The sequence below is a fragment of the Marinilabilia rubra genome (genome assembly GCF_003121985.1).
Taxonomy (GTDB): Bacteria; Bacteroidota; Bacteroidia; order Bacteroidales; family Marinilabiliaceae; genus Marinilabilia; species Marinilabilia rubra.
In genome coordinates, this window is record NZ_QEWP01000001.1 from 480,861 (window position 1) to 498,242 (window position 17,382).

At 42.6% G+C, this 17,382-nt stretch carries 24 protein-coding genes; 22 read left to right on the forward strand and 2 right to left on the reverse strand.

What is annotated here, in order from left to right:
• Positions 1 to 70 precede the first annotated feature (70 nt).
• Positions 71 to 3,055, forward strand: coding sequence for a PEP/pyruvate-binding domain-containing protein (locus tag DDZ16_RS02000; protein WP_109262736.1), 2,985 nt, complete (start codon positions 71 to 73; stop codon positions 3,053 to 3,055).
• 51 nt (positions 3,056 to 3,106) lie between these two features.
• On the opposite strand, the gene fabD is transcribed toward DDZ16_RS02000, so the two are convergent.
• Together fabD and DDZ16_RS02010 are read right to left on the reverse strand one after the other, a co-directional pair.
• On the reverse strand, positions 3,107 to 3,994 hold the full coding sequence (fabD, locus tag DDZ16_RS02005) for an ACP S-malonyltransferase (protein ID WP_109262737.1): 888 nt from the start codon (positions 3,992 to 3,994) through the stop codon (positions 3,107 to 3,109).
• An 83-nt stretch (positions 3,995 to 4,077) separates the two neighbouring features.
• A complete protein-coding gene (locus tag DDZ16_RS02010; protein WP_109262738.1) occupies positions 4,078 to 5,613 on the reverse strand; it encodes a M28 family metallopeptidase in 1,536 nt (511 codons plus the stop codon).
• Between the two features lie 606 nt (positions 5,614 to 6,219).
• On the opposite strand from DDZ16_RS02010, the gene rpsL reads away from it, so the two are divergent.
• The 21 genes from rpsL to rplR all read left to right on the forward strand — a co-directional run bounded on the left by rpsL (position 6,220) and on the right by rplR (position 17,381).
• A complete protein-coding gene (gene rpsL, locus DDZ16_RS02020; RefSeq protein WP_010663223.1) occupies positions 6,220 to 6,594 on the forward strand; it encodes a 30S ribosomal protein S12 in 375 nt (124 codons plus the stop codon).
• A 123-nt stretch (positions 6,595 to 6,717) separates the two neighbouring features.
• Positions 6,718 to 7,194, forward strand: coding sequence for a 30S ribosomal protein S7 (gene rpsG, locus DDZ16_RS02025; protein ID WP_109262740.1), 477 nt, complete (start codon positions 6,718 to 6,720; stop codon positions 7,192 to 7,194).
• Between the two features lie 25 nt (positions 7,195 to 7,219).
• The gene (gene fusA / locus DDZ16_RS02030; RefSeq protein ID WP_109262741.1) at positions 7,220 to 9,331 is read left to right on the forward strand and encodes an elongation factor G; all 2,112 of its coding nucleotides are present in this window, start codon (positions 7,220 to 7,222) and stop codon (positions 9,329 to 9,331) included.
• 21 nt (positions 9,332 to 9,352) lie between these two features.
• A complete protein-coding gene (gene rpsJ / locus DDZ16_RS02035; protein ID WP_010663220.1) occupies positions 9,353 to 9,658 on the forward strand; it encodes a 30S ribosomal protein S10 in 306 nt (101 codons plus the stop codon).
• 22 nt (positions 9,659 to 9,680) lie between these two features.
• Positions 9,681 to 10,298 carry a 50S ribosomal protein L3 gene (rplC, locus tag DDZ16_RS02040; protein ID WP_109262742.1) on the forward strand — a complete coding sequence of 206 codons (618 nt, stop codon included), beginning with the start codon at positions 9,681 to 9,683 and terminating at the stop codon, positions 10,296 to 10,298.
• On the forward strand, positions 10,298 to 10,927 hold the full coding sequence (rplD, locus tag DDZ16_RS02045) for a 50S ribosomal protein L4 (protein WP_109262743.1): 630 nt from the start codon (positions 10,298 to 10,300) through the stop codon (positions 10,925 to 10,927). The genes rplC and rplD overlap by 1 nt, the downstream gene beginning before the upstream one ends.
• An 11-nt stretch (positions 10,928 to 10,938) precedes the next feature.
• A complete protein-coding gene (gene rplW, locus DDZ16_RS02050; protein ID WP_109262744.1) occupies positions 10,939 to 11,229 on the forward strand; it encodes a 50S ribosomal protein L23 in 291 nt (96 codons plus the stop codon).
• Positions 11,230 to 11,234: 5 nt separating this feature from the next.
• Positions 11,235 to 12,059: a 50S ribosomal protein L2 gene (rplB, locus tag DDZ16_RS02055; protein ID WP_109262745.1), complete on the forward strand. Its 825-nt coding sequence runs from the start codon at positions 11,235 to 11,237 to the stop codon at positions 12,057 to 12,059.
• 19 nt (positions 12,060 to 12,078) lie between these two features.
• A complete protein-coding gene (gene rpsS / locus DDZ16_RS02060) occupies positions 12,079 to 12,348 on the forward strand; it encodes a 30S ribosomal protein S19 (protein WP_010663215.1) in 270 nt (89 codons plus the stop codon).
• A gap of 37 nt (positions 12,349 to 12,385) precedes the next feature.
• A complete protein-coding gene (gene rplV / locus DDZ16_RS02065) occupies positions 12,386 to 12,796 on the forward strand; it encodes a 50S ribosomal protein L22 (protein ID WP_109262746.1) in 411 nt (136 codons plus the stop codon).
• Positions 12,797 to 12,806: 10 nt separating this feature from the next.
• A complete protein-coding gene (rpsC, locus tag DDZ16_RS02070; protein WP_109262747.1) occupies positions 12,807 to 13,511 on the forward strand; it encodes a 30S ribosomal protein S3 in 705 nt (234 codons plus the stop codon).
• A gap of 32 nt (positions 13,512 to 13,543) precedes the next feature.
• Entirely contained in the window at positions 13,544 to 13,975 is a 432-nt protein-coding gene (rplP, locus tag DDZ16_RS02075; RefSeq protein WP_010663212.1) for a 50S ribosomal protein L16, read from the forward strand.
• Positions 13,976 to 13,980: 5 nt separating this feature from the next.
• Entirely contained in the window at positions 13,981 to 14,178 is a 198-nt protein-coding gene (gene rpmC / locus DDZ16_RS02080; RefSeq protein WP_109262748.1) for a 50S ribosomal protein L29, read from the forward strand.
• Between the two features lie 7 nt (positions 14,179 to 14,185).
• Positions 14,186 to 14,443: a 30S ribosomal protein S17 gene (gene rpsQ / locus DDZ16_RS02085; protein ID WP_109262749.1), complete on the forward strand. Its 258-nt coding sequence runs from the start codon at positions 14,186 to 14,188 to the stop codon at positions 14,441 to 14,443.
• A gap of 2 nt (positions 14,444 to 14,445) precedes the next feature.
• Complete coding sequence (gene rplN / locus DDZ16_RS02090; RefSeq protein WP_109262750.1) at positions 14,446 to 14,811, forward strand: 50S ribosomal protein L14; 366 nt, start codon at positions 14,446 to 14,448, stop codon at positions 14,809 to 14,811.
• 19 nt (positions 14,812 to 14,830) lie between these two features.
• Complete coding sequence (gene rplX, locus DDZ16_RS02095) at positions 14,831 to 15,151, forward strand: 50S ribosomal protein L24 (RefSeq protein WP_109262751.1); 321 nt, start codon at positions 14,831 to 14,833, stop codon at positions 15,149 to 15,151.
• Positions 15,151 to 15,708 (forward strand): 50S ribosomal protein L5, encoded by a 558-nt coding sequence (gene rplE, locus DDZ16_RS02100; protein ID WP_109262752.1) that lies wholly within the window; start codon positions 15,151 to 15,153, stop codon positions 15,706 to 15,708. The genes rplX and rplE overlap by 1 nt, the downstream gene beginning before the upstream one ends.
• A gap of 5 nt (positions 15,709 to 15,713) precedes the next feature.
• A complete protein-coding gene (rpsN, locus tag DDZ16_RS02105) occupies positions 15,714 to 15,983 on the forward strand; it encodes a 30S ribosomal protein S14 (RefSeq protein WP_109262753.1) in 270 nt (89 codons plus the stop codon).
• A gap of 55 nt (positions 15,984 to 16,038) precedes the next feature.
• On the forward strand, positions 16,039 to 16,434 hold the full coding sequence (rpsH, locus tag DDZ16_RS02110) for a 30S ribosomal protein S8 (RefSeq protein WP_109262754.1): 396 nt from the start codon (positions 16,039 to 16,041) through the stop codon (positions 16,432 to 16,434).
• A gap of 15 nt (positions 16,435 to 16,449) precedes the next feature.
• On the forward strand, positions 16,450 to 17,001 hold the full coding sequence (gene rplF / locus DDZ16_RS02115; RefSeq protein WP_109262755.1) for a 50S ribosomal protein L6: 552 nt from the start codon (positions 16,450 to 16,452) through the stop codon (positions 16,999 to 17,001).
• Between the two features lie 23 nt (positions 17,002 to 17,024).
• Positions 17,025 to 17,381: a 50S ribosomal protein L18 gene (gene rplR, locus DDZ16_RS02120; RefSeq protein ID WP_109262756.1), complete on the forward strand. Its 357-nt coding sequence runs from the start codon at positions 17,025 to 17,027 to the stop codon at positions 17,379 to 17,381.
• Position 17,382 lies beyond the last annotated feature (1 nt).

The window sequence follows — 17,382 nt, forward strand, 5'->3', positions numbered from 1 at the left end:
CAACTGTCTTTTGTTATTTTCCAAAATAAATATACCTTGTTTGAGTGTTTTAAACCAAATTCTACCAGGTATGTCAGGAGAAGAGGAATACGTTGAACTTTCCAAAATATTTAAAAGAAAAAAATCGGATCAGGATATATTTCAAGAGCTCATGTCCTTCAAAGTAACCGAGGTTATGCTGGTTGCTACGTATTACGATTCCTATTCTATTGTTCGCGAAGGGCGCTTTTTTGATAAGATTTTTGGAGAATATCTTCAGCTTAATCTGTTTTCTGCACCTCGCATCACAAGTGTGGCCACTTACGATGAAGCTCTCTCGCATATGGAGGACCGTAAGTTTGATATGGTCATACTAATGGCCGGACTTGATAAACAGATGCCGGTATCGCTGAGTCAGGAGATTCGCAGGTTGTATCCCGATCTACCCATTCTCTTGATGGTTAATAACAACGAAGATCTGAAGTATTTCGATAAGCCCTCTTCTCCCGGGGGAAGCATTGATAAAGTTTTTGTTTGGAATGGCGATTCCCGCGTTTTTCTGGCTATGATAAAGTATGTGGAGGATAAAATTAATACTGCCAATGATGTGGGGGTAGGGGATGTCAGGATCATTCTTCTGGTTGAAGACTCACAAAGGTATTATACCCGCTATTTGCCTTTGCTATATTCCATTATCATGACGCAAACGCAGAATATCCTGACAGAAGAGACTTCGGATCAGACGCATAAAATATTGAAGATGAGAGTTCGTCCCAAAGTCCTTCTGGTGAGTACTTACGAAGAGGCTGTGGAGATTGTGGATAAGTACATGGATAATTTGATCTGCGTGATCTCGGATGTCAAGTATTCCAGAGATGGGGAGCATGACGAAAATGCAGGGGTTGATCTGATTCGGTATGTAAAGTCAAAGATAAATCTTCCTACGCTCCTCCAATCTTCTGATCCGGCTAATGAAAAGGCAGCAGAAGAAGTGGGCGCCGACTTTATAGATAAAAACTCGGATACACTGAGTATGGATATTTACAACTTCATACATCAGAAACTGGGTTTTGGAAATTTTGTTTTTACCAATTCCAGAGGTATACCCCTGGCTACCGCCCGAAACCTGAAGGAATTTATTCGTTGTCTGCGTGATGTTCCCCCTGAGTCGTTGCTTTATCATGCCCGGCGAAATGGTATCTCTACCTGGTTAATGGCACGAGGTGAAATATCCATCGCCAAAAGATTACGTCCTTACAGAATAGAAGACTTTGAAAGTACGACCAAGTTGCGCCAGAAGATTCTTGATGTATTTGAAGAAGCCAGACTTGAGCGCATGCGTGGCCGAGTGGTGCAGTTCGATCCATCGATGGTTGATACCGACCGTTTTGTGATGCGGATTGGAGACGGTTCTTTTGGAGGGAAAGGTAGGGGATTGGCTTTTCTCAGTAATTTTATCGAGAATGTGGATTTTCAATCCACTGTTCCGGAGTTGAATATAAAAATTCCTCCCACAACCATCATTGGTGCCGGAGAGTTTACAGCTTTTCTGGAAAAGAATGACCTGCTGAAATCGATATATGAAGAGAAAGATTTTGAACAAATAAAAAAGCAGTTCCTATCAGCCCATCTCAGCGATGAAGTAGATAAAAAGCTGCACCAGTATGTTGAATATATGAACTCCCCATTGGCAGTACGTTCATCCGGTTTGTTTGAGGACAGTCTGCTCCAGCCTTTTGCCGGTGTTTTCTCTACTTACGTATTGCCCAATAATCATCCCAATCCTGAGGTGAGATATAATCAACTGGCATCTGCAGTTAAGTTGGTTTATGCTTCTATTTTTACGCCTACAGCCAGAGCTTATTTTGATGCGGTACATTATAAGATAGATGAAGAAAAGATGGCCGTTATAATTCAAAAACTGGTGGGACAGAAAGCACATGATCGTTACTATCCACATGTAAGTGGAGTGGCTCAGTCATTTAACTATTATCCCTTTTCTTATATGAAGCCTGAAGATGGGTTTGCCGTTATTGGTGTAGGGTTGGGAAAATATGTGGTGGGAGGTGAAAAGGCCTGGCGCTTCTGTCCCCGTTATCCCAATCTTGAATTGAGTGCCCTTGGCGATCAGATAAAAGATTCTCAGGATTACTTTTATGCTGTTGATCTGGAGGAAAATGAGAAAAGTCTTCAGGACGGCGGAGAGGAGACATTTATTCAGAAACTGGATATTAAAGAAGCTGAGGAAGATGGCAACCTGAAGCATCTGGCAATGGTTTATGACATAGATAATGACAGGCTTAGTACAGATTTCTCCTTGCGAGGCCCGCGGGTATTGAATTTTGCAAATATTCTTAAGTATGACCTGGTGCCGTTGCCAAGGACCTTGGACATTTTGTTGAAGTATTTCCGTGAGGCAATGGGAGCTCCGGTGGAAATTGAATTTGCTCTGGATCTTGATCCGGGATATAAAGGGAAACCGACACTTTGCCTGTTGCAAATTAAACCTTTAATTAGACTGGAAACTCACTTGGATGTGGATTTCGATGAAGTGGAGCAAGAGAGGGTTATTCTTAAATCAGAAAAGGGAATGGGAAATGGCCGCCATACTCATATAAGGGATCTGGTTTATATGGATATCAGTAAATTTGACCGCACCAAAACCCGTGAAATGGCAGTTGAAATGGCCGATCTGAATAAAAAAATGGAGCAGGAGGGGCGAGAGTATGTTTTAATTGGCCCCGGACGTTGGGGAACCCGTGACCCGTCGACAGGCATTCCGGTATACTGGTCGCAAATATCTCAGGCACGTGTAATTGTGGAAATGGGATTGCCCGATTTCCCCCTGGATGCATCATTGGGGTCACATTTCTTCCATAATGTAACTTCAATGAATGTGGGGTATTTCTCCATTCATGGCAAGAATAAAAATGAATTTGTGAATATTGACTTCCTTGATGAGCAACCAGTTGAGGAACATACCGGTTATTTTAAACATGTAGTGATGAAACAGCCATTGACCGTTCTTATGGATGGGAAAACTCAAAAAGCTGTAGTAATGTGGAATCAGAAATAAAAAAGGACTGCTCAAATCAATGGGCAGCCCTGATAATAATTAAAAACGTTCTTATTGAAGTTGACTGATGCCTTCAGTAACCATTTTTCTGTCAACTTTCTTGATTAGTCCCTGAAGTACTTTTCCGGGGCCAATCTCAGTAAAATGATCTCCGCCATCAGCTATCATGTTTTGAACGGTTTGTGTCCATTTAACAGGCGCTGTAAGCTGAGAAATAAGATTGGCTTTAATGTTTTCAGGATCTGTTTGCGGCTTGGCATCCACATTCTGATAAATTGGGCAAACCGGGATGTTGAACTGAGTATTGTTGATAGCTTCAGCCAATTCAGTACGGGCCGGTTCCATCAATGGTGAGTGAAAGGCACCACCAACCGGTAGTTTGAGTGCTCTTTTTGCACCTTTTTCTTTCAATAATTCACAAGCTTTATCGATTCCTTCAAACGTTCCTGAAATGACAAGCTGTCCGGGACAGTTGTAGTTAGCAGGTACAACCACGTCCTCAATGGCTCCGCAAACATCCTCAACGGTTGCATCATCCAGACCAACGATAGCAGCCATGGTTGAAGGCTTTATTTCACAAGCTTTTTGCATCGCCATAGCACGCTGAGAAACCAACTTTAGTCCATCCTCAAATGAGAGTGCTCCGGCAGCAACGAGGGCAGAAAACTCGCCCAGTGAATGTCCGGCTACCATTTCAGGCTTAAAGTCGTGACCCAGGGTTTTTGCCAAAATTACTGAATGTAAGAAAATAGCTGGCTGGGTTACTTTAGTCTGTTTGAGGTCTTCATCGGTTCCCTCAAACATGAGGTCCGTAATGCGAAAACCTAAAATTTCATTTGCTTTCTCGAAAAGTTCCTTGGCCATGGGATTGTTTTCATAAACATCTTTTCCCATTCCAACGTATTGGGCGCCTTGCCCGGGAAATACGTATGCCTTCATTTTTTCTTGATTTTGATGAGTTTACGAATTTGGTTTGCAAATATACAATTGTTCTTTGTTTTTTTGGGTAAAAAGAGGGAGTGTCATTCTACATCTTCTTCTGTACACAAGTCCCAAATGTTTAAAAAGCTAAGCTTTACTATGCTCTCGAGCTTTTTCCAGTCGATCTTTTCCACATGGTCATATGGGCCATGATAATCGGGATGGCCACCAGTATGAAACCACATTATGGGAATGCCTTCTTTTGCAAACGGCGCATTGTCGCTGCCACTGGCAGGATTATTCATGGCACCCCATCTTATATTAAGATTCACATCATATCGGTCATTGTTTTGTTCGGTAATGTTTTTAGCAAGTTTCCAGGTTTTGGTATACATAAACGAAACTGAAGAGTCCGGTTTCTCCGGGTCAAAGCTCCTTCCTATCATGTCGTAATTGTGGTAATATTTTATTTTGCTTAAGTCCTGAAATGTTTTTACGAAATAGGTTGAGCCATGCAGACCTCTTTCCTCAGCAGTCCAGGCAGCAAAGATGAGTGTTTTTTGGGGTTGAATACCAGATTGAGCGAAAGCTTTAGCCAAAGCCATAACACCAGCTGCTCCTGATGCATTATCGTCAGCACCATTATATATATAGCCGTTGTAAATTCCCAGGTGGTCGTAGTGGGCACCTATAACGATTACTTCATCTTTGTTTTTACCTTCGATCATCCCCGCTACGTTCCCACTTGTGAATGGTTCTGATTTAAAACCGGCTGTCAGATTGGCGGAAAAAGATGACTCTTTCAATTCAACAGATTTTTTGTGTGTTTCCCTATCCAAATCTTTCTTCCAGGTGGGGAAAAGAGCAGACAATACTCTGTGGGATATTTTAAAAACCGGAATCTCTGTGTTTATTTCGGCATCCGCCTGTCTTATGGATCTTTTGTAAATACCGGATGAGTATTTCGTCTTTTTTTTCTCGCCGAAGTCTGCCTCTTCAATGCTTTTGTTTTGAAAAACAGGAGAATCCGGATCGAATTCCAGGATGGCTGAAATTCCTGATTCTTTGGCAAGTTGATTCTTTTTTCTTTTCAGCTGTCTGTCCGATAAATTATGGTATTCTTCGTAGCCGTCAGGTAACCCAATTGCCCTCACAAGAATTTGAATCTTATTTTTGTTTGATCTCAAAGTTTTCTCATTGAGCCCGTATCCAGCAAATGCGACTTTGCCTTCAAGCGAGAAAGAAGCATTTGCAGAGGTTACCTGATAGTCTGCCCCTTCTTCCAATGGGAGAAGGAGGTTGCCATGACGAATGTCCAGGGATGAATGCTCCAGATGTTCCCATACCAGTGGCACCGCCTGAATGTAATCCTCTAAAGATTTTGCTTCAGTCCCGGCGATAGGAGATAAGCCATAGCTTTTAAATTGAGATGCTATGAAAAGTGCTGATAAATCAGCCCCTTTTTTCCCGGCCTCCCGGCCCTCAAGCATATCTGAAGCCAAAAATTCAAGATTGGCCTGAAGGTTGTTTTTTGAAATTTCTTTAACAGCTTCGGCTTTTGAGGTTTGGTTCTGTCCAAAGAGTGCACCTAAATTGCAACTCATGGCCAAAAATGCGATGATGATTAAATGTCTCATTGTAGCAATTTTATTTTATCAATATTCCGTTATGCTTTTGGAAAAGGCTGTAAAACAACTTCTTGGGATTATATGCAATTGTATTAAGGCTCCAATTGTCAGTGTTTTATGATTTGTCTTAAATCTTAAAATCTAATGATCTGTTGTTTCTTAAGTGCCCAAAGAATCTAATCTGTAATATAACACCACTTGGAAGTGGTTAGGGATTTTCGTAATAAGAAGCCTGTACGCAAAATTTATTGGGCAAAATGATGATTTGAGCTTGTTTGTTGTTTTGATATGATTTGCAAATAGATATCACGAAATTCTTTTTGTTAGGGGGCAAAATACTAAAGTTTCCTGTTTTTTCGGCATCTGACAAAAAAAAGTTATCCTTTTCAAAACCTTTAAAGCAGCCCTGATTTAAGCTAAAAGTATTTTTAACCAAATATTTACAAGAAAAAATTTCCTTCTTTTGTGGTTTTTCAATTGAAAATTAGTACTTTTGCACCGCTTTTTTGTGCAGAGGTGTGAAAAATGTTGAAAATCAGTGAGATTTTTAATGAAAAAGCCATACCTTTGCAACCCGTTTTAAAAGAGTATTTTAAGTTTAAAATAATTGTTTATATGCCAACAATTCATCAGTTAGTAAAGAAGGGACGGAAGAAGCAGGTGGAAAAAAGTAAATCCCCCGCTTTGAATGCTTGTCCGCAAAGACGAGGTGTTTGTGTGAGAGTTTACACAACCACACCTAAGAAGCCAAACTCAGCCATGCGTAAAGTGGCGAGGGTTAGATTGACCAATGGGAAAGAAGTGAACGCTTACATCCCTGGAGAAGGACATAACCTGCAGGAGCACTCAATTGTATTGGTGCGTGGTGGCAGGGTAAAGGACTTGCCTGGTGTACGTTACCACTTGGTTCGCGGAGCACTTGATGCCTCAGGTGTTGAAGGACGTACTCAGCGTCGTTCAAAGTATGGTACAAAACGTCCTAAGAAGTAATCATTAGTTTCACTGTTTGGTTTTGTTTGTTGGTTTGTAAAAAGGTTGAGTAAATGGTCGTAAGGCCGTTGAAGACACGGATACAGCCAATGAAAGAAAAAGCTGATAAACAAAAAAGAAGAGATGAGAAAGAGTAAACCAAAGAAGAGAATTATTCTTCCAGATCCAAGGTTTAATGACACTTTGGTGACCCAGTTCGTGAACAACATGATGCTGGATGGTAAAAAATCGATCGCTTATGGAATCTTCTACGATGCCATGGATCGTATTAACGAAAAAGCAGAGAAAGAGGGAAAGTCAACCCTTGAAATGTTTAAAAAAGCATTGGAAAATGTGACTCCTTCAGTTGAGGTTAAAAGCCGTCGTGTTGGGGGTGCTACCTTTCAGGTTCCTACCGAAATCAGACCTGACCGCAAGATGTCAGTGAGTATGAAAAACCTGATTGCATTTGCCCGTAAGCGTAGCGGTCGTTCAATGGCCGAGAAACTGAGTGCTGAGATTGTTGCTGCATATAACCAGGAAGGCGGAGCCTTCAAGCGAAAAGAGGATATGCACAAAATGGCGGAAGCCAACCGTGCATTTGCCCATTTCAGATTTTAAACTTAATTAAAAAGGATACCTTAATATGGCAAAGGCAGACTTAAAATATACCAGGAATATCGGAATCATGGCTCATATTGATGCCGGTAAGACAACCGCTACTGAGCGGATCTTGTTTTATACCGGTATGACTCACAAAATTGGTGAGACGCACGATGGTTCCGCTACTATGGACTGGATGGAGCAGGAGCAGGAAAGAGGTATTACCATTACTTCCGCTGCCATTACTACCAATTGGAAATACAACGGTGAGGAATATAAAATTAACATCATTGACACCCCGGGTCACGTTGACTTTACTGTGGAAGTAGAGCGCTCGTTGAGGGTTCTTGACGGTGCTGTTGCTGTATTCTGTGCCGTTGGTGGAGTTGAACCACAATCTGAGACTGTTTGGAGACAGGCCGATAAATATGGTGTGCCCCGGATTGGTTTTGTGAACAAAATGGACCGCTCAGGAGCTAACTTCTTTGAAGTGGTTCGTCAGGTTAAAGAAGTTCTTGGAGCAAATCCAGTGCCTCTTCAAGTACCAATCGGTGCTGAAGATGACTTTACCGGTGTTGTCGATCTGATCGAAAACAAGGCTGTTGTTTGGTTTGACGATGATGTGCTTGGCGCACGTTACGAACTTCAGGACGTACCAGCCGAAATGGCTGACGAAGTTGAAGAATGGAGAGGAAAACTCATTGAATCAGTTGCTGAATACGATGATGAGTTGATGGAGAAATATTTCGACGATCCTGATTCTATCACTAAAGAACAATTGCTTGATGTATTGCGTCAGGCTACTCTTGATATGAAAGTGGTTCCTATGTTGTGTGGTTCGGCTTTCAAAAATAAAGGTGTTCAGCGTTTAATTGACGCTGTTGTTGGTTTCCTTCCTGCGCCTACTGATGTGGCTGAGATTGAAGGTACCAATCCCAGAACCGGTAAAGAAGAAGCTCGTCCTAATGATGAGGACGCTCCATTTACCGCGCTTGCCTTTAAAATTGCCACCGACCCGTTTGTTGGACGCTTGGCGTTTATGCGTGTTTATGCTGGTCGTATCGACTCCGGCTCTTATGTTTGGAATTCTCGTACCGAGAAAAAAGAACGCATCTCTCGTCTGTATCAAATGAAATCAAAACAGCAGCTTCCTAAAGAGAGTATCTCTGCCGGAGATATTTGTGCTGGTGTTGGATTTAAAGATATTCGTACAGGAGATACCCTTTGCGACGAGAAGCACCCAATTGTATTGGAATCAATGGAATTCCCTGATCCGGTGATCGCGGTTTCTGTTGAGCCAAAGAGCCAGAAAGACATGGATAAACTTGGAAACGGGCTTGCAAAATTAGCTGAAGAAGATCCAACTTTCCGTGTTGAAACTGATGAAGAAAGCGGACAGACCATTATCCGTGGTATGGGAGAGCTTCACCTTGAAATCCTTATCGATCGTTTGAAACGTGAGTTTAAGGTTGAGTGTAACCAGGGACGTCCTCAGGTTAACTACAAAGAAGCAATTACCAAAACTGTTGATCACCGTGAAGTATTTAAGAAGCAGACTGGTGGTCGCGGTAAATTTGCCGATGTTGTGGTTAAAGTTGGCCCAGCCGACGAGGGAGAAGATGGCTTGCAGTTTGTTGATCTTATCAAAGGAGGTAACATTCCAAAAGAATTCATCCCTTCTGTTGAAAAAGGATTCAAAGATGCCATGAAGAATGGTGTTTTGGCAGGCTTTAATGTTGATAGCCTTAAAGTGGAACTGCTTGATGGATCTTTCCACCCGGTTGACTCCGATCAGCTTTCGTTTGAGGTGGCAGGGCGTCAGGCATTCAAAGCTGCGAGTATGAAAGCAAAACCAGTTTTGCTTGAACCTATCATGAGAGTTGAGGTCGTAACTCCCGAAGAGTACATGGGTGATGTGATTTCAGACTTCAATAAGCGTCGTGGACAGGTTGAAGGTATGGAATCTAAGTCAGGAGCCCGTGTGGTTAAGGCGATGGTTCCTTTGGCTGAAATGTTTGGTTATGTTACAGCTTTGCGTACCATTTCATCCGGTCGTGCTACTTCCTCTATGGAGTTCAGTCACTTCGAAGAGGTGTCTAAGAACATTGCAACAGAGGTTGTGAAAGAGGCAAAAGGTAAAGTCGAATTATTATAGAAACAGTTCTCATCAAGGATTATGAATCAAAAAATAAGAATCAAATTAAAGTCATACGATCATAATTTGGTAGACAAGTCTGCCGAGAAGATCGTGAAGACAGTGAAGACCACCGGGGCTGTCGTAAGTGGCCCCATTCCGCTGCCCACACATAAGCGGATTTTCACAGTATTGCGCTCGACCTTTGTTAACAAAAAGGCACGTGAGCAATATGAGTTGGCATCTTATAAGCGGTTGATCGATATTTACAGTTCTACTGCTAAAACAATTGATGCCCTCATGAAACTGGAACTTCCCAGTGGTGTGGAAGTAGAAATTAAAGTGTGATCTAATTTTAAATCTTTAAGCAATGCCAGGATTAATTGGAAAAAAAATCGGAATGACTTCCGTTTTCAGTGCCGAGGGAAAAAACATTCCATGCACTGTTATCGAAGCTGGTCCTTGCGTCGTCACCCAGGTTAAAACACAGGAAACCGATGGGTATGAAGCCATTCAGTTGGCTTTCGACGAAAAGAGAGAGAAAAGTACCACCAACCCTATGAAGGGGCATTACAAAAAGGCAGGTACTACTCCCAAGGCCAAGCTGGTTGAATTGAAAGAGTTCGAAGAAGAACTGAAATTAGGTGATGTTGTTACCGTTGATCTCTTCGATGAGAACACGTTTGTAGATGTTACCGGCCTTTCGAAAGGAAAAGGGTTTCAGGGTGTTGTAAAACGCCACGGTTTTAGCGGTGTTGGTGATAGCACCCACGGTCAGCATAACCGTTTGCGTGCACCAGGTTCTTTGGGCGGTTCTTCGTTCCCGTCAAGGGTGTTTAAGGGCATGAGAATGGCCGGCCGTACAGGCGGTGACCGAGTGAAAATCGAAAACCTGAGAGTGATTAAAGTTATTCCCGAAAATAACCTGTTGATGGTTAAAGGGTCTGTTCCTGGACCTAAGGGTTCATATCTAATTATTGAAAAGTAATGGAACTGAACGTAATTAACATACAAGGACAGGAAACCGGCAGAAAAGTGCAATTGCCTGACTCTGTTTTCGGTATTGAGCCCAACGATCATGCCATCTATCTTGATGTGAAACAGTATCTGGCCAATAACCGTCAGGGTACGCATAAATCTAAAGAGCGCGCTGAAATTGCCGGGAGTACTAAGAAAATTAAAAAGCAAAAAGGTACGGGTACAGCTCGTGCCGGTAGTTTGAAATCTCCGGTTTTTCGTGGGGGTGGACGCGTATTCGGTCCCAGACCACGCAACTACAGCTTTAAGTTGAATAAAAAACTGAAGCAGCTGGCTCGTAAATCGGCTCTGGCTTATAAAGCCAAAAACAATGCGATTGTTGTAGTCGAAGACTTTAAACTGGAAGCTCCAAAAACCAAAGAATTTGTAAACATTCGCAAAAGCCTGAACGTGGACGGTAAAAGTTCATTAGTGGTTTTGAAAGATGTGGATCGTAACATCGTTCTTTCATCTCGTAATGTTCCAAAATCAGAGGTTGCTACGCTTTCCGGACTTAATACTTACAGTATTATGAAAGCCCAGTCGCTGGTACTAGCAGAAAGCTCGGTTGAAGAAATCGCGCAACTTTTTAACGCTTAACAAACTAAGTCATGGAAGTAATTATTAAGCCTATAGTAACGGAAAGAATGACCTGGCTTGGCGATACCCTGAACCGATACGGCTTTATTGTGGACAAGCGTGCCAACAAAATAGAAATTAAAAAAGCTGTTGAGGACATGTATAGCGTTTCTGTTACCAGTGTAAACACTATTGTTTATGCCGGAAAAGAGAAAGTACGTTATACTAAAGGCGGTATCATCAACGGGCGAACCAATTCTTTCAAAAAAGCAATTGTAACACTAGCCGAAGGAGATAAGATTGATTTCTTTAGCAATATTTAATTGACATGGCAGTAAGAAAATTAAAGCCCACAACACCGGGGCAGAGACACAAAATTATTGGTGCATTTGATACGATTACCTCAGGTGTACCAGAGAAGTCCTTATTGCGACCTTTGAAAAAATCCGGAGGACGTAACCACAGTGGTAAAATGACCATGCGTTACATCGGAGGCGGTCACAAGAGGAAGTACCGGGTAATCGATTTCAAGAGAAATAAAGACGGTGTTCCGGCAACAGTTGATTCAATTCAATACGATCCTAATCGTAGTGCTCGAATCGCTTTGCTGGTATATGAAGATGGTGAAAAGCGGTACATTCTTGCACCTAACGGTTTGCAGGTTGGACACAAAGTGAATTCAGGTTCGGGAATCGCTCCCGAAATCGGAAATGCTCTTCCTTTGGGAGACATTCCTCTGGGTACTATTGTGCACAACATCGAATTGCGTCCCGGACAAGGTGGTGCATTGGCTCGTAGTGCCGGTACCTTTGCTCAGCTGTCTGCTCGCGAAGGAAAATATGCCGTTGTGAAATTACCTTCAGGAGAATCCAGAATGGTGCTTACCACTTGTCGTGCCACTGTTGGCGCTGTTGGTAACTCAGATCATGCCCTCGAACAATCAGGTAAGGCCGGACGTTCACGTTGGTTGGGACGTCGTCCTCGTGTTCGTGGTGTGGTTATGAACCCAGTCGATCACCCAATGGGTGGTGGTGAAGGTCGCTCCTCTGGGGGACATCCAAGATCAAGGAAAGGCGTTCTTGCCAAAGGTTATAAAACTCGTAACCTTAAGAAAGCTTCTTCCAAGTACATTCTCGAAAGAAGGAAAAAGTAATCGGTTAATTGTTTGAATTATGAGCAGATCGTTAAAGAAAGGACCCTATATTCATTATAAGCTCGACCAGAAAGTGGCAGCAATGAATGAATCCGGCAAGAAGTCGGTCATTAAAACATGGGCCCGTGCATCAATGATTGCCCCTGAATTTGTGGGGCATACCATAGCTGTACATAACGGAAATAAATTTATTCCCGTTTATGTTACCGAAAATATGGTAGGACATAAATTGGGCGAATTTGCTCCCACGCGTACCTATAGAGGTCATGGTGGGAACAAAAAACGATAAACGCCCCCCGCAGTTCTAATTTTTTAATGAAAAAAAAATGGGTGCAAGAAAAAGAATAAGAGCAGAAAAAATAAAAGAAGCCCGGAAACAGGAATTTGTGGCCAGGCTTCGAAATGTGCCTACTTCACCCCGCAAAATGAGGCTCGTAGCTGATATGGTGCGTGGGATGGAAGTAAATCAGGCACTTGACGTCCTGAAGTTTTCCACCAAGGAGGCCTCCCGTCGTGTTGAGAAACTTTTGTTGTCAGCTATTGCCAACTGGAAAGAGAAGAACGAGGACGTTCGGCTGGAAGATGCCAATCTCTATATTAAAGAGATTTATGTGGATTCAGCTAGGATACTGAAAAGACTCAGACCAGCTCCACAAGGACGTGCACACCGCATTCGCAAGCGGTCGAACCATGTGACTATCAAGGTTGACAGTAAGTTAGAAAATCAAGAAAATTAAATTGAGCTAGATGGGACAAAAAGTAAATCCAATAAGTAACAGATTAGGAATTATCCGCGGATGGGATTCCAACTGGTTCGGTGGGAAAGACTACGGCGATAAGCTGGTGGAGGACTCAAAGCTTCGTAAATACCTCAATGCTCGTCTGGCCAAGGCCAGTGTTTCACGTATTATTATCGAGCGTACTTTGAAGCTCGTTACCATTACTGTATATACTGCCCGCCCGGGTATTATCATCGGTAAAGGTGGACAGGAAGTGGACAAGCTGAAAGAGGAGTTGAAGAAGATTACCGACAAAGAGGTACAAATTAATATTTTTGAAGTAAAGCGTCCCGAAATGGATGCCCTGATTGTGGCCAATAATATTGCGCGTCAGCTTGAAGGCCGTATCGCCTACCGCCGTGCTACTAAAATGGCTATTGCTTCTACCATGCGTATGGGAGCAGAGGGGATTAAAATCCAGGTGGCAGGCCGTTTGAACGGTGCTGAAATGGCTCGTTCCGAAATGTATAAAGAAGGTCGTACTCCCCTTCATACTTTCCGTGCCGATATTGACTTCGCAAAAGCCGAAGCTCTTACAAAAACAGGTTTGATTGGTATCAAAGTCTGGATTTGTAAAGGCGAAATTTATGGTAAACCCGATCTTTCACCCAATTTCAATGTGAAAGAATCAGGTGGCCGCGGTAAAGGCGGATTCAAAAAGAGAAGAAAGTAATCATCCGTTAAACTTTAATTGAAACATTAACGATGTTACAACCAAAAAAAGTAAAACACAGAAGGCAACAAAAGGGAAGAATGAAGGGAAATGCTCAACGCGGGCATGAACTGGCATTCGGCTCTTTTGGAATTAAATCACTGCAGACCAAATGGATTACAGGTCGTCAAATTGAGGCTGCCCGTATCGCAGTGACACGTTATATGCAACGTCAGGGGCAAATCTGGATTCGTATCTTCCCCGACAAACCGATTACCAAGAAACCTGCAGAGGTGCGTATGGGTAAAGGTAAAGGTAGTCCAGAAGGATTTGTGGCCCCCGTTACACCCGGACGCATGCTTATTGAATGCGACGGTGTATCTTTCGAGATCGCCAAAGAAGCCCTGCGTTTGGCTGCTCAAAAGTTACCCGTTACCACCAAGTTTGTGGTGCGTCGGGATTTTGTTGAATCTTCAAATGATTAAGAGGTATGAAAAGTTCAGAAATTATTGAGATGGCACCTCAGGAAATTGAGGAGCGTATCGAAACTTTAAGTCAAGAGCTGGTTCGTATGAAACTTAATCATACCATTTCTCCGTTGGAGAATCCTTTGAAGATTAAGCAGACCCGCCGAGACATCGCACGCATGAAAACAATCCTGCGTCAGAAGCAACTTAATGAAAAATAGTAAGTAGATGGAAACCAGAAATCTTAGAAAAGAAAGAATAGGTGTGGTGGTGAGCGACAAGATGGAAAAATCCGTCGTTGTTGCCGTCGTGATCCGTGAAAAACACCCCATTTACGGGAAATTTGTGAAGAAGACAAAGAAGTTTCACGCGCACGATGCCGAAAACACCTGCAATACAGGGGATACTGTCCGTATTATGGAAACACGTCCCTTGAGCAAAACCAAACGTTGGAGATTAGTTGAAATCCTTGAAAGAGCTAAGTAATCATGATACAACAAGAATCCAGACTTAGTGTTGCCGACAATAGTGGCGCCCGGGAAGTCCTCTGTATCCGTGTTCTGGGAGGAACCGGACGCAGATATGCTTCTATCGGCGATCGCGTTGTGGTAACTGTAAAAAGTGCCCTTCCTTCGAGCGAGATGAAGAAAGGTACCGTGAGTAAAGCGGTTGTGGTTCGCACTAAAAAAGAAGTTAGGCGCGCCGACGGCTCTTATATCCGTTTCGATGATAATGCATGTGTGCTTATCAATAATTTGGGCGAAATGCGTGGAACCCGTATCTTTGGGCCCATTCCACGTGAACTTCGCGAAGGTTACATGAAGATTGTTTCATTGGCGCCTGAAGTGCTTTAAATTTTAAAGAGTTACAATTATGGGAAAATTACATATCAAAAAAGGTGACATCGTTATGGTTAATACCGGTGTCAGCAAAGGTCAGGAAGGAAGAGTCCTGGAGGTCTTTCCCGAAAAGAAGCGCGCCATCGTGGAAGGGGTTAATATGGTAAGTAAACATACCAAACCCAATTCTGAAAACCCACAGGGCGGCATCGTGAAAAAGGAGGCCCCCGTTCATATTTCCAATCTCAACCTGAAGGATCCCTCTTCAGGTCAGGCTACCCGCATTGGTCGTAAATTGAATGATCAGGGTAAATTGGTTCGTTATTCAAAAAAATCAGGAGAGGAGATCAAGTAATGAGCTATACACCTACATTAGAAGCTAAATACAAGGAACAAATCGTACCTGCTCTAGTTAAGGAGTTTAGTTACGAAACCGTTATGCAGGTTCCAAGATTGGAGAAGATCGTGATTAACCAGGGTGTAGGCGATGCTGTAGCCGATAAAAAATTGATTGATATCTCTGTTAAGGAGTTAACAACAATTTCCGGTCAGCAGGCAGTGCCCCGTTATTCAAAGAAGGATATCTCCAACTTTAAATTGCGTAAGAGAATGCCCATCGGTGCCAGTGTTACTTTGCGTCGCGATAAGATGTACGAATTTCTCGAGCGTCTGATTCGCGTGGCCTTGCCTCGTATTCGAGACTTTAATGGCATAAATAGTAAACTGGATGGCCGCGGAAATTACACCCTCGGTGTAGAGGAACAAATCATTTTTCCTGAAATAAATATTGATACGGTGAACAAAATTATGGGTATGAATATTACCTTTGTCACCTCAGGAAAAACCGATGAAGAAGCATATTCATTGCTTCGTGAATTCGGGTTGCCTTTTAAAAACCTTAAAAAGAACTAGTTAATATGGCAAAAGAATCCATGAAAGCCCGTGATAGGAAACGGGACAAACTTATTGCCAAATACGCTGAAAAAAGGGCTCGCTTAAAGGCCGAAGGCGATTACGAGGGATTGCAGAAACTTCCTCGTAATGCGTCTCCCGTAAGACAGCACAACCGGTGTAAAATCACCGGACGTCCCAAGGGATATATGCGTCAGTTTGGTGTTAGCAGGATTACTTTTCGTGAATTGGCTTCATCTGGATTGATTCCAGGTGTTAAAAAGGCCAGTTGGTAAGGAGAGTAAGTGTTAAATATTGTCCCGGGTACGGGATCAATTTAAACTTAAGAAGATGACAGATCCAATTGCAGATTACCTGACCAGAGTCAGGAATGCCGTTATGGCAAGGCACAAAGTTGTTGAGGTGCCAGCCTCCAACTTGAAAAAGGAGATGACCAAGATCTTGTATGACAAGGGTTATATCCTCAACTACAAAGTTTTGGATGACGGGAAGCAGGGCCTTATTAAAATGGCTCTGAAGTATGACCCCGCTACCAAAGAAGCAGCCATCAAAAAATTAATGCGTGTGTCTACTCCCGGTTTGAGAAAATATACCGGGTATAGAAATGTACCTCGCGTTTTGAATGGCTTAGGAATCGCGATTATATCCACTTCCAAAGGGGTTATGACTGATAAAGAAGCCCGCAATGAAAAAGTGGGTGGTGAAGTATTGTGTTACGTATATTAAAAAGGAGGTTTAGTTATGTCAAGGATAGGAATTTTACCAATCAGCATACCTTCCGGCGTTAACGTAACGGTTAAGGAAAACACCGTGACTGTAAAAGGTCCCAAAGGTGAGCTTCACCAGGAGATCAACCCCGATATGATCGTGGAAGTTAATGACGGAAATATTGAAGTGAAAAGGCCCTCAGACGAGAAAAAGTTTAAGGCAATGCACGGTCTTTACCGTTCTTTGATCAACAATATGGTGATTGGAGTATCGGAAGGTTATAAACAGCAACTGGAATTGGTTGGTGTAGGTTATCGAGCTCAGAATTCAGGTCAGGTTTTGGAGCTTTCACTGGGATATTCACACCCCATTCATGTGCAGCTACCAGCTGAGGTGAAAGTAGAGGCCAAAACCGATAGAAAAAGTAATCCAAAGATTACACTTGAATCGGCTGATAAACAGCTTCTTGGCCAAGTATGTGCTAAATTGCGTTCTTTACGTAAACCAGAACCTTACAAAGGAAAAGGTGTTCGCTTTCTTGGTGAGCAGATTCGTCGTAAGGCTGGTAAGAGTGCAAAGGTTTAATCTGAGTAAATAAGTTATTTATTATGGCTTTTTCAAAACTAAATAGAAGACTTAAAATTAAGAAGCGGGTCAGGAAAAACATTTCCGGCTCAGCTGAGAAACCCCGTTTGTCGGTTTATCGAAGCAATAAGCAGATTTCAGTGCAATTGATCGACGACAAAAGCGGGAATACCCTCGCGGCAGCTTCCTCACTTGTAAAAGATATTGTATCTCAAAGTGGAACCAAATCAGACAAAGCTGCTTTGGTTGGAAAGTTAATTGCCGAGAAAGCTCAGAAAGCTGGCATTGAGAATGTGGTTTTCGACCGTAACGGGTATTTGTATCATGGTAGAGTTAAACAATTGGCCGATGCTGCTAGAGAGGCCGGTCTTAAATTCTAAA

Coding starts and splice junctions, on each gene's coding strand:
- DDZ16_RS02000 (WP_109262736.1), top strand. CDS start 71: ATGTCAGGAGAAGAGGAATACGTTGAACTTTCCAAAATATTTAAAAGA.
- fabD (WP_109262737.1), bottom strand. CDS start 3,994: ATGAAGGCATACGTATTTCCCGGGCAAGGCGCCCAATACGTTGGAATG.
- DDZ16_RS02010 (WP_109262738.1), bottom strand. CDS start 5,613: ATGAGACATTTAATCATCATCGCATTTTTGGCCATGAGTTGCAATTTA.
- rpsL (WP_010663223.1), top strand. CDS start 6,220: ATGCCAACAATTCATCAGTTAGTAAAGAAGGGACGGAAGAAGCAGGTG.
- rpsG (WP_109262740.1), top strand. CDS start 6,718: ATGAGAAAGAGTAAACCAAAGAAGAGAATTATTCTTCCAGATCCAAGG.
- fusA (WP_109262741.1), top strand. CDS start 7,220: ATGGCAAAGGCAGACTTAAAATATACCAGGAATATCGGAATCATGGCT.
- rpsJ (WP_010663220.1), top strand. CDS start 9,353: ATGAATCAAAAAATAAGAATCAAATTAAAGTCATACGATCATAATTTG.
- rplC (WP_109262742.1), top strand. CDS start 9,681: ATGCCAGGATTAATTGGAAAAAAAATCGGAATGACTTCCGTTTTCAGT.
- rplD (WP_109262743.1), top strand. CDS start 10,298: ATGGAACTGAACGTAATTAACATACAAGGACAGGAAACCGGCAGAAAA.
- rplW (WP_109262744.1), top strand. CDS start 10,939: ATGGAAGTAATTATTAAGCCTATAGTAACGGAAAGAATGACCTGGCTT.
- rplB (WP_109262745.1), top strand. CDS start 11,235: ATGGCAGTAAGAAAATTAAAGCCCACAACACCGGGGCAGAGACACAAA.
- rpsS (WP_010663215.1), top strand. CDS start 12,079: ATGAGCAGATCGTTAAAGAAAGGACCCTATATTCATTATAAGCTCGAC.
- rplV (WP_109262746.1), top strand. CDS start 12,386: ATGGGTGCAAGAAAAAGAATAAGAGCAGAAAAAATAAAAGAAGCCCGG.
- rpsC (WP_109262747.1), top strand. CDS start 12,807: ATGGGACAAAAAGTAAATCCAATAAGTAACAGATTAGGAATTATCCGC.
- rplP (WP_010663212.1), top strand. CDS start 13,544: ATGTTACAACCAAAAAAAGTAAAACACAGAAGGCAACAAAAGGGAAGA.
- rpmC (WP_109262748.1), top strand. CDS start 13,981: ATGAAAAGTTCAGAAATTATTGAGATGGCACCTCAGGAAATTGAGGAG.
- rpsQ (WP_109262749.1), top strand. CDS start 14,186: ATGGAAACCAGAAATCTTAGAAAAGAAAGAATAGGTGTGGTGGTGAGC.
- rplN (WP_109262750.1), top strand. CDS start 14,446: ATGATACAACAAGAATCCAGACTTAGTGTTGCCGACAATAGTGGCGCC.
- rplX (WP_109262751.1), top strand. CDS start 14,831: ATGGGAAAATTACATATCAAAAAAGGTGACATCGTTATGGTTAATACC.
- rplE (WP_109262752.1), top strand. CDS start 15,151: ATGAGCTATACACCTACATTAGAAGCTAAATACAAGGAACAAATCGTA.
- rpsN (WP_109262753.1), top strand. CDS start 15,714: ATGGCAAAAGAATCCATGAAAGCCCGTGATAGGAAACGGGACAAACTT.
- rpsH (WP_109262754.1), top strand. CDS start 16,039: ATGACAGATCCAATTGCAGATTACCTGACCAGAGTCAGGAATGCCGTT.
- rplF (WP_109262755.1), top strand. CDS start 16,450: ATGTCAAGGATAGGAATTTTACCAATCAGCATACCTTCCGGCGTTAAC.
- rplR (WP_109262756.1), top strand. CDS start 17,025: ATGGCTTTTTCAAAACTAAATAGAAGACTTAAAATTAAGAAGCGGGTC.